The following is a 13,257-nucleotide window of genomic DNA, read 5'->3' on the forward strand; positions in this document are numbered from 1 at the left end:
GACAATAAGAGTGAATGCCCGTGATAAACCTGCCCTCCCCGATCCGCGTCGCCCTGGTCGACGATCACTCCCTGGTTCGCGACGGGATCAAGGCGCTGCTGTCCGTCATGCCCCCGCTGGAAGTGGTGGGTGAAGCCGAGAATGGCGCGGACGCCATCGAGATGGTCGGACGCTGCCAGCCTGACCTGCTGCTGGTCGACATCAGCCTCAAGGACATGAACGGGCTGGAGCTGACCCGGTTGCTGCGCAGCCAGTACCCGTCGCTCAAAGTGCTGGTGCTGAGCATGTACGACAATTATGAATACGTGAGCGAGTCCGTGCGTTCGGGTGCCAGCGGCTATGTGCTGAAGAACGCGCCGTCACGGGAAATCATCGCCGCCATCGAAGCCATTGCCAGCGGCGGCACGTTCTACAGCGCGGAAATTGCCCAGCGGCTCATTGCTGATAAAAGTACCGACAACGAGCTGACGCCGCGTGAAAGCCAGGTGTTGTACAAAATGGCCCAGGGGATGAACAACAAGGAAATGGCCCGTGACCTCGACATCAGCGTGCGCACGGTTGAAACCCATCGCCTGAGCATCCGCCGCAAACTCAACATCGACAAACCGGCGGCGCTGGTCAAATACGCCATCGACCACGGGATCATTTCCCCATAAACCTGCTGAACACTCCCCCCTGTAGGAGCCGGCTTGCTGGCGATGGCGGAGTGTCAGCAAAAAACAGGTTGGCTGACCCACCGCTATCGCCAGCAAGCCGGCTCCTACAGGATGGGTGTCGTTGCCGATTTTTTATCTGAGCCACCGGAGACACCTGTGCCACCGTTGACCACCCGCGAGATTTACCAGCTATTGCGCGACGCCGCCCTGGAGGTTCGTCCCCTGCGGCTGATCGGCGAACCTTCCGCATCCGGCCTGGTGCAAGTCGACATCGAGGGTTGGCAGCTGACCCTCGACATCAACGACAACCACTTGCGCCGCTGCCAACGCTGCCTGAGCCCGGACGGCCGCGAGGGCCTGTTCGACAATTGGCAACGTTACGGCACCGACCCGGTCAGTCTGCTCAGCACCTGGGAACTGGCACAGATTGAACGCCTGCTGACCGAGTTCAAAAACGCGGTTTGACCGCCTTCCAGTCCGGTTTGTAACGCTGCATCTGCTTTACGTCATCGCGCTGGCGGATGCCGCAGGTCAGGTATTGGTCATGCAGCTTGCCCAGTTGATCGTGATCCAGTTCAAGACCCAACCCCGGGGCGCGAGTGATTTTCACGCAGCCATCGACGATCGGCAGCTTGCCGCCCTTGATCACCTCTTCATCCGGCTCCTGCCACGGGTAATGCGTGTCGCAGGCGTAATCCAGATTGGGCACCGCGGCCGCAACATGCGCCATCGCCATCAGGCTGATGCCCAGGTGCGAGTTGGAGTGCATCGACACGCCAAGACCAAAGGTGTCGCACATTTTCGCCAGCGCCTGCGTGTCGCGCAGCCCGCCCCAGTAATGGTGATCGGCGAGGACAATCTGCACGCTGTTCAACGCCACGCTACGCCGGAACTCGTCGAAATCGGTGACCACCATGTTAGTCGCCAGCGGCAGCCCGGTGCGTTTGTGCAACTCGGCCATGCCGTCGAGGCCCGGTGTCGGGTCTTCGTAATATTGCAGGTCATCGCCCAGCAATTCAGCCATGCGAATCGACGTTTCCAATGACCAGTTGCCATTCGGGTCAATGCGCAGCGGGTAACCGGGGAAGGCCTTTTTCAGCGCCTTGATGCACGACACTTCGTGCTCCGGCGGCAGCGTGCCGGCCTTGAGTTTGATGCTCTTGAAGCCGTAGGCCTCGATCATCCGCCGTGCCTGGGCAACGATCTGCTCTTCGTTCAGCGCCTCGCCCCAATTGTCCGGTTTGTAGGGTGAATCGACATGCTGCGCGTACTTGAAAAACAGGTAGGCGCTAAACGGAATCTCGTCGCGAATCGCCCCGCCCAGCAAGTCCACCAACGGCACGTTCAACGAATGCGCCTGCAAATCCAGGAACGCCACTTCGAACGCCGAATACGCATTGCTCACCGCTTTGCTGGCATGGGAGCCCGGTGCCAGTTCCGCGCCGGCAATGCTCGCCGGTTTGTGCGCCGCCACGGTGGCCTGGACGATGCGCCGCAGTTGATTGAGGTCGAACGGATCGAGACCGATCAATTGCGATTGCAGTTGCTGCTGGATCAACAGCGCCGGCGCATCGCCGTAACTTTCACCGAGACCGATGTAGCCATTGTCGCTCTCGATCTCGATGATCGAACGCAGCGCGAACGGCTCGTGAATCCCGCTGGCGTTGAGCAGCGGCGGATCACGGAAAGCGATGGGGGTGACGGTGACTCGTTTGATTTTCAAGAGGCTGCTCCCTTTGGACCTGAGCTCAAGGCTTGATGACTGACTGATTTTTCTGACGCTGCGATGTCGGCAGGTTGGCCGCTCAGCGCACGAACGGGATCACCACGCGGGGCGGTGCGGGCAAAGAAGATCACCACCGCCGCCACCAGCGAGGTGGCCGCCAGCCCGTAGAGACCGCCCTCGATGGAGCCGGTTTTCTGTTCGAGGAAACCGAACGCTGTCGGGGCGACGAAGCCGCCAAGGTTGCCGATGGAGTTGATCAACGCGATCACCGCCGCGGCGATGCGCGCATCCAGATAGCCCTGTGGTATAGGCCAGAACAGTGCCGAGGCGGCCTTGAAACCAATCGCGGCAAAACAGATGGCGACGAAGGCGAAGACAGGCCCGCCAGTGGTGGACATGAACATGCCGAACGCAGCGATCACCAGGGTCAAGGCGACCCAGGCCTGCTGGTATTTCCATTTGCTGGCCATGGCGGCGAAGCCGTACATCGCGACAATGGAAATGATCCACGGAATCGAGTTGAACAGGCCGACCTGGAAGTCGCCGAGGTTGCCCATTTTCTTGATCATGCTCGGCAGCCAGAACGTCGCGCCGTAGATGGTCAGGGCAATGGAAAAGTAGATGGAACAGAACAGTGCGATCTGCTTGTCGGCGAGCAATTTGAACATCGACGGCTTGACCGTCTGCGTGGCTTCGCGGGCCTGCTGTTCGAGGGCGATGGCGCCCACCAGTGCGTCCTTTTCTTCCTCGCTCAGCCAATTCGCCTGGCGTGGATGGGACTGCAACCAGAACCAGACAAACCCGCAGAGCACGATCGAGGCGAAGCCTTCGATCAGGAACATCCACTGCCAGCCGTGCAGGCTGAAACCGCTGACATGCAACAGCGCACCGGACACCGGCCCGGAAATCACCGAGGCAATGGCCGAGCCGCTGAGGAAGATCGCCATGGCCTTGCCGCGTTCGGTCGACGGCAACCATTGGGTGAAGTAATAAATGATGCCAGGGAAGAAACCGGCTTCGGCCGCGCCGAGGATGAAGCGCAGCACATAGAAACTGGTTTCGCCGCGCACGAACGCCATGGCCATGGCCGCTGCGCCCCAGGTGAACATGATGCGCGTCAGCCAGGCGCGGGCGCCGTAGCGTTGCAGCAGCAGGTTGGAGGGGACTTCGAAGATTGCGTAACCGATGAAGAACAGCCCGGCACCGAGGCCATAGGCCGCGGCGCCAATGCCGAGGTCGGTTTCCATGTGACTGCGCACGAAGCCGATGTTGACCCGGTCGATGTAATTGACGATGAACATCACCACGAACAGCGGCAGCACATGGCGCTTCACCTTGGCCGCTGCGCGGGCGAGCACAGTTGGATCGGGCGGACTCTGGAGGGTATTCAAGGGGGCGACTCCCGTTCATTGTTTTTTTAGGGACGCGCCGATCATGGACGCCGACATTGATCCCGTCTAATCTAACTTGGCATTCGATTGATACCTGGATTAGATCAATGTTCGAACTGACCCAACTGCGCTGCTTCACCACGGTGGCCACCGAACTGAACTTCCGGCGCGCCGCCGAACGGTTGAACATGACCCAGCCGCCGCTCAGCCGACAGATTCAGCTGCTGGAACATCACCTGGGCGTCGAGCTGTTCACCCGCACCACCCGCAGCGTCGCCCTGACCGCCGCCGGCCGCGCCTTCTTCATCGAAGCGCAGAACCTGCTCGAACGTGCCCAGCAAGCCGCCGCCACCGCCCGGCGTTTTGCCGAGGGCGATATCGGCACGGTCAACATCAGTTTTGTCGGCAGCGCGGTGTATGAATTCCTGCCCAAGGTCATCGCCGAAGCCCGCCTCAAGCAACCGCACGTGAAAATCGACCTGTCGGAGATGAATACCTACCAACAGCACGAAGCCCTGCGCGCCCGCCGTATCGACCTGGGCATCGTCCGCGCGCCGTTGCTGGAACCGGGATATGCCACCGAGTGCCTGGTGCGCGAGCCGTTTGTCCTGGCCGTGCCCAGCCATCATCGATTGGCCAGCGCCGAAACCGTGTCGGTCAAAGACCTCGATGCTCAACCGTTTCTAATGTACTCCCACGCCGCCTACCCACCGTTCAACGAACTGCTGACCGGCATGCTGCGCTCGGCCCGCGTCGCCCCGGAATACGTGCAGTGGCTGGGCTCGTCGCTGACCATTCTGGCGCTGGTCAACGCCGGCATGGGCCTGGCGCTGGTGCCGCGGTGCGCCAGCAGCGTGGTGTTCAAGAACGTGGTGTTTCGCGATATCGACCTGGGGGAAGGTGTGCAGAGCGAGTTGCATCTGATCTGGCGCGAGAACAATGACAACCCGGCGTTTGCGATGTTGCTGGAAGGGATTCGCACGGCTGTTCGTGAAGGCTGGGGGTTGTGAGGGCTGAGCTGATTTCGTCGGTGTTTGTGCTGCCGTCTTCGCGGGCAAGCCTCGCTCCTACGGGTTTGAGTTGAAACACAATTTTGTGAACGACACCAACCCTGTAGGAGCGTGCGATGCGGCGACCCGACTTGCCCGCGAAGACATTTGTGTTATCGCCATCGCCGGCAATCCTTGCACCTGAAGATGTAGCGGTGAAGGTACGTCTGTCGGACACACGAAGTCGCCGGTAAATATGCACTCCTGCCCCGTGAACCTTGTTTCAACTCCCCAGTCTTACAGCGGCGCCAATTCCTCCCCTAACCGCTGCCATCTCTTCAGAGCTGTCCCTCCATGCGCCAAACCGCCCACGCCTTGCGCTTGACTTCGCTGTGCCTGTTTACCTTGCTTTCCATTACCACCCGCCCCGCCCACGCCGGCGCGGAACGGCAACTGGTGGAAGCCATCAACGATTACCGCGCCCACCCGCAGCGCTGCGAGCGGCGTCCAGCCCAACGCTTGGCACCGCTGGCGCTGAAATCGAATCTGGCCTTGCCGGTCGGCTACGGCGGCGGCTTGCGGGACCGGTTGAAAGCGTCCGGTTATCAGGCTGTGACCGTGCGCAGCCTGCGCGTGGTCGGCGCGCAAGATGCCGAAGAGGCCTTCGACCTGCTGCAGAGCGATTACTGCTCGGCATTGCTGGATAGCCAATACGCCGATATCGGCGTCAGCCGCAGCCGCAGCGAATGGCAAGTGGTGCTGGCGCGGCCGGTGCTGGACAGCCAGATGAGCGACAAGCGAGCCGTCAGCCAGGCGTTGCTCGCCCAGGTCAACGCCGCGCGGGCAAAACCGCGCCTCTGCGGGCGCCAGCGCTTTGCCGCCGCCCGACCACTGGCCTGGAATGCCAGCCTCGGGGCAGCGGCACAGGGCCACAGCAAGGCAATGGCCTACGGGAATTACTTCGCACACCGCGATCCCGACGGCGATATGCCTGCCGACCGGGCGCGGGCTGCCGGATTCCGTGGCCGCCAGATCGGCGAAAACATTGCCGCAGGCCAAGGCTCACCGAGCAAGGCAATGGCAGGCTGGCTCGCCAGCCCCGGACATTGCGCCAACCTGATGAGCCCGTTGTTCACCCAAGTGGGAGCCGCCTACGCGACGGACGCGCGCAGTGACCAAGGGGTTTACTGGACGATGTTGTTTGGAGCGCCTTGAGGCCGGTCACACCATGGCCAGCGTGATGCATCACGCTGGCCGCCGCACCGCCCTCACCTTCCCGCTGCCACCGCCGCCGCAGAAGAACTGATCGCCGCCATCGGACTCAAGTCCCGACACGCCGACTCCGGTCGGCATCTTGACGCTGTGCAGCACTTCCCCGGTTTTGGCATCCACGCGGCGCAGCTCGCTTTCATCCCCTTCCCACGTTCCGTGCCACAGTTGCCCGTCCACCCAAGTCACGCCGGTAACGAAGCGGTTGGACTCGATCGTGCGCAAAATCGCGCCGGTCTCGGGGTCGATCTGGTGGATCTTCCGGTCGCGATAGCGGCCGACCCACAGCGTCCCCTCAGCCCAGGTCAGCCCGGAGTCGTTGCCGCCACCCGGTGCCGGGATGGTGTTGATCACTTTGCCGGTCTGCGGGTCGATTTTCTGGATGCGGTCGGCGGCGATCTGGAACAGGTGCTGGCCGTCGAAGGCCGTGCCTGCATCGGCGCTGACGTCGATTGAACGCAGGGTCTTGCCGCTGGCCGGGTCGAGGGCGATGAGTTTTTCGCCACTGGCAAACCAGACGCGCTCACCGTCCCAGGTCACGCCATGCACGCTGTCGACACCGGCGAACGGGCCATATTCGCGGAGGATTTCTGCGGTTGAGTGTTTCATCTCGGTTACCTCTTCAAGGGTTCGTGGCGTTCATCCTAGTCACTCGGCAGTGGCGCCGGGAGTAACAAGGTCGTCGCGAAACCCGGTACCGGCGGGGTCATCCAGCGCCGCGCCCGGCCACGTCCGAATGGCTGCACTTTGCCCGCCGCCGCCAGCGCGTCGAGTGTGCGCTGCACCGTGCGCTGGCTGGTGTCGAGCGCCAACGCCAGCGCCGAACTCGACCAGGATTCGCCGTCGGCGAGCAAGGCAAACAGCGCCGCGTGTCGTTCTTCGACCGGTTGCGCCAACACCACTACGTCAGATGAAACCAGCGCCACCAGCGCAAACCCGCGTTGAGTGGCGATGACGCCCGCCAAGGGTTTCAGCGCCGCACGCAAGCGCCCGACTTCGACACGCAAGCGCGCTCGATGAGACTCGTCCGACAGCTTCAGGCGGAACGCCCGGCGGATCAGGGTTTCCCTCGATACGTCCGCCGGCCACGCTTCGGCCAACGCCCGAGCGAGGGTGAACAACACCGGGCGCCTGGCGAGGGAAACCGACATGCCAACGCCACGCACGGCATAACGGCAGGCGTCCACCACCAACGCGGTCGACCCGAGCACGGCTTCAACTTCATCCAGCCACAACGGTCGCTCTTCGCCATGGGCGATCAGGCGCGCCGCCGGGGAATTCAGGACGTTAACGGCGTTTTCGACTTCGCCGATAAGCGCCGGGACACCCGCCTCGCGTGCGACATGTTCGGCCCTCGCCAGGGCAAGCCGGGCTGTTTGCGATTGCAGGCGGCGGATGGCAATCCCCGCCACCACCAATTCATGGGCGGCGCGCAGCACCGGCGGCAACGGTGCGGGATCCAGCGCGGCCAACAGAACGTCCGCCTCGTCGAGCCGACCGATCAGCACCCATCGCCGAATCTGCAAGTACCGCGCGTGAGCGGCGTTCACTCGATCTCCATGGGCCTCAAGCGTCAGGCGTGCCGTTTCGAGCGCCTTCACTGGCCAGCCCAGGTCACGCGAAGCCAGCGCAATTTCGGCCTCGGCCACCACGCAGCGCGCCCGTGCCAACGGCTCTTTCGGCCCGAATGCGCGCGCGGCGCTTTTCACCAGCGCTTTCGCCCGAACCAGATCGCCGAGCTGCGCCATGGCGATGCCGCGCAACGCGAGCGCGGGCGCATCGTCACGCAACGCCACCCGGTCAAGCGCACCAAGCGGATCACCCGCCGCGAGTGCCCGCGCTGCGGCGGTGATCAATGAGTCCATAAAAGTAGCGCCACGGTTGTCGCCCCTGCCGTTCGATAACCCTGGTTAGTCTAGTCACGCGGCAGCTGAGTAAGGGGCGGGATTGTTTGCGTTTGTAAGGGCCTCATCGCCGGCAAGCCGGTCTCGCTCCCACAGGGATTGCGGGGCTTGCACAAAACAGGCGGGAGATTCTATGTTGCAGGCCAACCCTGCATCATCAAACGTCAAGTTTGCCAGGAGTCATGCCATGAACACGTATCAGCCTTTGGATTGCGATCTGCACGACTATCTCGAGATTGCCTGCCTGCGCGGTTATCGACTGCATATCGAGTTGATGGATGGCACAAGCCTGACGGCCAAAGCGCTGACGACACGGACGTCCAGCGACAAAGAAGAGTTTCTCTGCGTTGAAACGGCAGGCGGCCCACAGGAGATCCGTCTGGATCAGCTGCTGGCCGTGACGCCGCTGGACGACAATGCGCAGTTTGGACGCGTGGTGCTTCAGGGCGCGAACTGCTCGTTCTAGCACTCGGTGTGCCGGCCCCTCAATTCGGCTCTGTGAAACGCAAAAAGCCCCGCCCTCTCAATGAGGACGAGGCTTTTCGGCAGCCGCCGTTCAATCGGCGTTCAGCAGCACCGCGTCGTGCAGCTGCGTTTGCCGTAACGTGCTTCCTGACGCTCGCGAAAGAATGCTGAATAGCTCATGACCGGCTGGTCCGGATGATTCAGCTTCATCTGCGCGACGTAGTTGTCGTAATCCGGAACGCCCACCATCAGGCGCGTGCTCTGGCTGAGGAACCTGGCGGCAAGCTGCAGTTTGCGGAACATGGCAAAAGCCTCTTTGTGGTGTTGGACGACCTCATCAAACCGCACTCATGTATCTGCATTGTGTCCGCGATCGGGGAATTTGTATGTTCAAGTGGCTGAACGAACCCGACAAACCGCCCCCTCGATCACAGAACCAGCCTGCGGTAATCCGCCAGCACACTGCTCAGATAGGCGTTGAAACGCCCCGCCGCCGCGCCATCGATCACGCGATGATCCCAACTCAGGCTCAACGGCAGCATGTTGCGCGTCACAACCTGCCCGCCCTCCAGCGCAAGTCGCTCCGTGCTTTTGCCCACCCCGAGAATCGCGACCTCCGGCGCATTGATGATCGGCGTGAAATACGTCCCGCCAATGCCGCCCAACGACGAGATTGAAAAGCAGCCGCCACTCATCTCGGCAGCGCTCAACTTGCCCGCCCGCGCCTTTTCAGCCAGCGCCGACATTTCCCGGGCAATCGCCAGCACCCCTTTCTGATCGACGTCCTTGATGACGGGGACGACCAACCCTTCGGGTGTATCGGCGGCAAAACCGATGTGGCAATAACCCTTTAACACCAGTTCGTCGCCATTGAGGCTGGCATTGAACTCCGGGAATTTTTTCAACGCGCCCGCACAGGCTTTCATCAACAACGCCAGCAACGTCAACTTGACCCCGCTGCCGGCCTTTTCCTTGTTCACCTGCACGCGGAACTGTTCGAGTTGCGTGATATCCGCGTCGTCGTGATTGGTCACGTGGGGAATCATCAGCCAATTGCGATGCAGGTTGGCCCCGCTGATTTTTCGGATGCGCGACAGTGGCCGGGTTTCCACCGGCCCGTACTTGGCAAAATCCACCACCGGCCAGGGCAGCAATCCGCCCAACGGCTGGGCACGGGTTTCAGTGACCGTCAGTGCGCCTTTCACATGGGCCAACACGTCGTCCTTGGTGATGCGGCGACGCAGGCCCGTGCCCTGAATGGCTTTGAGCGAAACACCCAGTTCTCGAGAGAACTTGCGAACCGACGGCGATGCCAGCGGCAAGTCCGTTGGCGGATCAACCGCTTCGATGAGCAACGCCGGCGAGGCAATCGGCTGAGGCTCTATGACCGTTGCAACGGGCTCGATGCGGGGTGCAGGCGCCGCCGATAGTCCTTCACTCTCGATAAAGGCAATCGGCGATCCCTCGCTGACTTTGTCATCCAGACTGACCACCAACGATTGCAACACGCCCGTGTGCGGCGATGGAATTTCCATGGACGCCTTGTCCGTCTCGACAATGATCAGGGTCTGCCCTTCGACCACCGCATCGCCCGCCTTGACCGGTATTTCGATGACACCGACATCCTTGGCATCGCCGATGTCGGGCATTCGCACTTCATGCACATTCTTCATGACCATTTCCTGAAAATTCGACTCGACCTGAAGCCCGGCTTCAAGCGTCCCAAGGCGCGATGGCGTCAACATCAATCCCGTAGCGCGCAATCGCTTCGGCACACACGCCGGCATCGAGGCGCCCGTCCTGAACCAGTGACGTCAGGGCGCTCAAGACGATCTGATGGCGGTCCACTTCGAAAAACGCGCGCAACCGGCTGCGGGTATCACTGCGGCCGAAACCGTCGGTGCCGAGCACCGTGTAACGCGCCGGCACGTAGCTGGCGATCAGTTGGGGCAAGGCGCGCACGTAATCGGTGCTGGCAATGATCGGTGCCTTGTCGTTGAGCGATTCCTGAACGTGGCTGCGCCGCGCCGGTTGTCCCGGATGCAGGCGGTTCCAGCGCTCCACTTCACGGGCCTCGCGGGCCAGCTCGGTGAAGCTGGTGACGCTCCAGACCTCGCTGTCGATGTTCCAGTCGCTGGCCAGCAACTCGGCCGCCGCGATCACTTCAAGCAGGATCGCGCCGGAACCCAGCAACTGAACGCTGCCGCGTGCGTCCTCGACTTCATGTCGGGCGAACAGGTACATGCCCTTGATAATTGCCTGTTCGACGCCCTCGGGCAGGTTGGGCTGCGGGTAGTTTTCGTTCATCAGCGTGACGTAGTAGAACTCGTCGACCTGACGCTCCAGCATCTGGCGCATGCCGTGATCGAGGATCACCGCGAACTCACCGGCGAACGCCGGATCGTAGGCCCGGCAGTTGGGCACCATCGCCGCCATCAGGTGACTGTTGCCGTCCTGGTGCTGCAAACCTTCGCCACCCAGCGTCGTGCGCCCCGCCGTGGCGCCGAGCAGAAACCCGCGCGCCCGCTGGTCCGCCGCCGCCCAAATCAAATCGCCGATACGCTGGAAGCCGAACATCGAGTAGTAGATGTAGAACGGCAACATCGGCAGGCCATGCACCGAATAGCTGGTCGCGGCAGCCACCCAGGAACTGATCGCCCCGGCCTCGCTGATGCCCTCTTCGAGAATCTGCCCGTCGAGGGCTTCGCGATAGCTCAGGATCGAACCGATGTCCTCCGGCTCATAACGCTGGCCCACGCTGGAATAAATCCCGATCTGCTTGAACAGGCTGGCCATGCCGAACGTGCGCGCTTCATCGGCCACGATCGGCACGATGCGCGGCCCCAGTTGTTTATCCCGGAGCAAACCACTGAGCATCCGCACAAACGCCATGGTGGTGGACATTTCCTTGCCTTCGGCGGCAATGGCGAACCCCGCGTAACTGTTGACGTCGGGCACGGCCAAGGGCGTCGACGTGGTGGGCCGCGACGGCATATAGCCGCCCAATGCCCGGCGACGTTCGTGCAGGTAGCGCATTTCGGCGCTGTCGTCGTCGGGTTTGAAGAAGCTCAGCGAGGTCGCCTGTTCATCGGTCAACGGCAAATTGAAACGGTTACGGAAGGCGATCAACGCATCCTTGTCGAGCTTCTTCTGCTGGTGCACGGTCATCTTGCCCTGCCCGGCATCGCCCATGCCGAAGCCTTTCTTGGTCTGCGCCAGAATCACCGTGGGTTTTCTGCCCTCGCGCATCGCGCTTTGGTAGGCGGCGAAAATCTTCACCACGTCGTGGCCACCGCGTTTGAGGCGGTCGATCTGTTCATCGGTCAGGCCCTGGGCCAGATGAGCCAGTGCCTCGTTCTGGCCAAAGAACTGATCGCGGTTGAAACGCCCGTCCTTGGCAGCGAACGTCTGGAACTGGCCATCGACCGTGGCGGACAGGGCCTTGACCAGCGCGCCGTCGTGATCCCGGGCAAACAGTCCGTCCCAGTCAGAGCCCCAGACCAGTTTGATAACGTTCCAGCCGGCCCCACCGAACAGCGCTTCCAGCTCGTCGATGATGCGACCGTTGCCCCGCACCGGACCGTCCAGACGCTGAAGGTTGCAGTTGACCACCCACACCAGATTATCCAGCCCTTCGCGTGCCGCCAGCGTCAGGGCCGACATGCTTTCCGGCTCATCCATTTCACCGTCGCCGAACACCCCCCAAACGGTGCGCCCGGCGGTGTCTTGCAGGCCACGGTGTTCCAGGTAACGCATGAAACGCGCCTGGTAGATCGAGCTGATCGGACCGATGCCCATCGAGCCGGTCGGGAACTGCCAGAAGTCCGGCATCAACCACGGGTGCGGATAACTCGACAGGCCCCGGGCGCCATTGGCGCGTGCCCCGATCTCTTGCCGGTAATGCTGCAAGTCCTTCTCTTCGAGGCGGCCTTCCAGAAAAGCCCGTGCATAGACCCCCGGCGCCGAGTGCGGCTGGTAGAACACCAGATCGCCGCCACTGGTTTCAGTGCGCGCCCTGAAGAAGTGGTTGAAGCCCACCTCAAACAAATCGGCGGCGCTCGCATAACTGGCGATGTGGCCGCCGAGTTCCCCGTAGGCCTGGTTGGCTCTCGCCACCATGACCAACGCGTTCCAGCGCATGATCGAGGCCAGGCGTTCTTCGAGCGCCAGATCCCCCGGGAACACCGGCTGCTGCTCAACGCTGATGGTATTGATGTAGGGCGTGCCGTGACGGGGCCGCCAATTCATCTCGCAGGTGCTGGCCAGCGTCACCAGCATGTCCATGATCTGCCGGGCCTGCCCGGCGCCGCCGTGGGCGATGACCGATAGCAAGGCATCGCGCCATTCAGCGATTTCCTCGGCATCTTCCGTGGTCTGGCCGGGTAACTGGGCATGAAGATCGGACGGGTTCATGGGCATCTCCTGCAAAAGGCTGATTCGTTATCAATGCGCGGTGGAGGGTTTGCTCGGGCCAGGCTTTTGACCTGCTCGACCGCTTCGATGACGGAGCGCTCGGTCCGGGCATCCCGGGCTATCGGGTAAATATTGATTCTGCGCTTGGGCAAATCGCGTAAAAAGCGCTTATCCAGCTCGCCAGCCACGACAAGGCAGTAATCACAGGTGGATGTGTGCGCTTCAAACATTCCTGCGGTCATCGGCGCGACATCGACCTGCATCAGTGCAATGTTTTCAAAGCAACTGAAACTGTGGTGAATCAACTCTAGATGTTCACTGCCCAGTCCAGCAGTGATCACCACAATGCGCGTGCCACTTGAGGGCTCGCGCATCCATTTCCTGGCGTTATTACGACGGTCGGCAGATCGGCTCATAGGCGTTGCCTTTCTTATTGGGTGTGTT

The 13,257-nt window shown here is 61.9% G+C and carries 13 protein-coding genes; 5 read left to right on the plus strand and 8 right to left on the minus strand.

Annotated elements, in window-relative coordinates; translation table 11 throughout:
* The first annotated feature begins 23 nt into the window (after window positions 1-23).
* Together IB245_RS19265 and IB245_RS19270 are read left to right on the plus strand one after the other, a co-directional pair.
* Complete coding sequence (locus tag IB245_RS19265; RefSeq protein WP_192228417.1) at window positions 24-656, plus strand: response regulator; 633 nt, start codon at window positions 24-26, stop codon at window positions 654-656.
* Window positions 657-812: 156 nt separating this feature from the next.
* Window positions 813-1,121 (plus strand): hypothetical protein, encoded by a 309-nt coding sequence (locus IB245_RS19270; RefSeq protein WP_192228367.1) that lies wholly within the window; start codon window positions 813-815, stop codon window positions 1,119-1,121.
* On the opposite strand, the gene IB245_RS19275 is transcribed toward IB245_RS19270, so the two are convergent.
* Window positions 1,105-2,379 (minus strand): glucarate dehydratase family protein, encoded by a 1,275-nt coding sequence (locus tag IB245_RS19275; protein ID WP_008033863.1) that lies wholly within the window; start codon window positions 2,377-2,379, stop codon window positions 1,105-1,107. The two genes, IB245_RS19270 and IB245_RS19275, sit on opposite strands and share 17 nt — an antisense overlap.
* Complete coding sequence (locus IB245_RS19280) at window positions 2,376-3,773, minus strand: MFS transporter (RefSeq protein ID WP_192228368.1); 1,398 nt, start codon at window positions 3,771-3,773, stop codon at window positions 2,376-2,378. Before IB245_RS19280 ends, IB245_RS19275 begins: the two co-directional genes overlap by 4 nt.
* A 107-nt stretch (window positions 3,774-3,880) precedes the next feature.
* On the opposite strand from IB245_RS19280, the gene IB245_RS19285 reads away from it, so the two are divergent.
* Window positions 3,881-4,783: a LysR substrate-binding domain-containing protein gene (locus tag IB245_RS19285; RefSeq protein WP_008033861.1), complete on the plus strand. Its 903-nt coding sequence runs from the start codon at window positions 3,881-3,883 to the stop codon at window positions 4,781-4,783.
* Between the two features lie 333 nt (window positions 4,784-5,116).
* On the plus strand, window positions 5,117-5,977 hold the full coding sequence (locus tag IB245_RS19290) for a CAP domain-containing protein (RefSeq protein WP_192228369.1): 861 nt from the start codon (window positions 5,117-5,119) through the stop codon (window positions 5,975-5,977).
* A 30-nt stretch (window positions 5,978-6,007) separates the two neighbouring features.
* On the opposite strand, the gene IB245_RS19295 is transcribed toward IB245_RS19290, so the two are convergent.
* Both IB245_RS19295 and IB245_RS19300 read right to left on the minus strand, forming a co-directional pair.
* Window positions 6,008-6,640: a glutaminyl-peptide cyclotransferase gene (locus tag IB245_RS19295; RefSeq protein ID WP_192228370.1), complete on the minus strand. Its 633-nt coding sequence runs from the start codon at window positions 6,638-6,640 to the stop codon at window positions 6,008-6,010.
* A 35-nt stretch (window positions 6,641-6,675) separates the two neighbouring features.
* Window positions 6,676-7,896, minus strand: a complete 1,221-nt coding sequence (locus tag IB245_RS19300; protein WP_192228371.1) for a helix-turn-helix domain-containing protein — start codon at window positions 7,894-7,896, stop codon at window positions 6,676-6,678.
* Window positions 7,897-8,122: 226 nt separating this feature from the next.
* Between IB245_RS19300 and IB245_RS19305 the strand changes: the two genes are divergently transcribed.
* Window positions 8,123-8,401, plus strand: a complete 279-nt coding sequence (locus IB245_RS19305; RefSeq protein ID WP_008036366.1) for a Rho-binding antiterminator — start codon at window positions 8,123-8,125, stop codon at window positions 8,399-8,401.
* Between the two features lie 101 nt (window positions 8,402-8,502).
* Here IB245_RS19305 and IB245_RS19310 read toward each other — a convergent pair whose 3' ends face one another.
* From IB245_RS19310 to IB245_RS19325, 4 genes are all read right to left on the minus strand, one after another.
* On the minus strand, window positions 8,503-8,703 hold the full coding sequence (locus IB245_RS19310) for a YbdD/YjiX family protein (RefSeq protein WP_008033844.1): 201 nt from the start codon (window positions 8,701-8,703) through the stop codon (window positions 8,503-8,505).
* A gap of 125 nt (window positions 8,704-8,828) precedes the next feature.
* Window positions 8,829-10,073 carry a dihydrolipoyllysine-residue acetyltransferase gene (locus tag IB245_RS19315; protein WP_192228372.1) on the minus strand — a complete coding sequence of 415 codons (1,245 nt, stop codon included), beginning with the start codon at window positions 10,071-10,073 and terminating at the stop codon, window positions 8,829-8,831.
* Window positions 10,074-10,113: 40 nt separating this feature from the next.
* Complete coding sequence (mdeB, locus tag IB245_RS19320) at window positions 10,114-12,813, minus strand: alpha-ketoglutarate dehydrogenase (RefSeq protein WP_192228373.1); 2,700 nt, start codon at window positions 12,811-12,813, stop codon at window positions 10,114-10,116.
* Entirely contained in the window at window positions 12,810-13,229 is a 420-nt protein-coding gene (locus tag IB245_RS19325; RefSeq protein ID WP_225609925.1) for a hypothetical protein, read from the minus strand. Before IB245_RS19325 ends, mdeB begins: the two co-directional genes overlap by 4 nt.
* Window positions 13,230-13,257 lie beyond the last annotated feature (28 nt).

Source organism: Pseudomonas sp. PDM02, from assembly GCF_014852285.1.
GTDB lineage: Bacteria > Pseudomonadota > Gammaproteobacteria > Pseudomonadales > Pseudomonadaceae > Aquipseudomonas > Aquipseudomonas migulae.

Excerpts from the sequence above, each read along its gene's own strand:
- IB245_RS19325 (WP_225609925.1), bottom strand. The coding sequence starts at position 13,229 with ATGAGCCGATCTGCCGACCGTCGTAATAACGCCAGGAAATGGATGCGC.
- IB245_RS19305 (WP_008036366.1), top strand. The coding sequence starts at position 8,123 with ATGAACACGTATCAGCCTTTGGATTGCGATCTGCACGACTATCTCGAG.
- IB245_RS19315 (WP_192228372.1), bottom strand. The coding sequence starts at position 10,073 with ATGAAGAATGTGCATGAAGTGCGAATGCCCGACATCGGCGATGCCAAG.
- mdeB (WP_192228373.1), bottom strand. The coding sequence starts at position 12,813 with ATGAACCCGTCCGATCTTCATGCCCAGTTACCCGGCCAGACCACGGAA.
- IB245_RS19300 (WP_192228371.1), bottom strand. The coding sequence starts at position 7,896 with ATGGACTCATTGATCACCGCCGCAGCGCGGGCACTCGCGGCGGGTGAT.
- IB245_RS19295 (WP_192228370.1), bottom strand. The coding sequence starts at position 6,640 with ATGAAACACTCAACCGCAGAAATCCTCCGCGAATATGGCCCGTTCGCC.
- IB245_RS19290 (WP_192228369.1), top strand. The coding sequence starts at position 5,117 with ATGCGCCAAACCGCCCACGCCTTGCGCTTGACTTCGCTGTGCCTGTTT.
- IB245_RS19285 (WP_008033861.1), top strand. The coding sequence starts at position 3,881 with ATGTTCGAACTGACCCAACTGCGCTGCTTCACCACGGTGGCCACCGAA.
- IB245_RS19310 (WP_008033844.1), bottom strand. The coding sequence starts at position 8,703 with ATGTTCCGCAAACTGCAGCTTGCCGCCAGGTTCCTCAGCCAGAGCACG.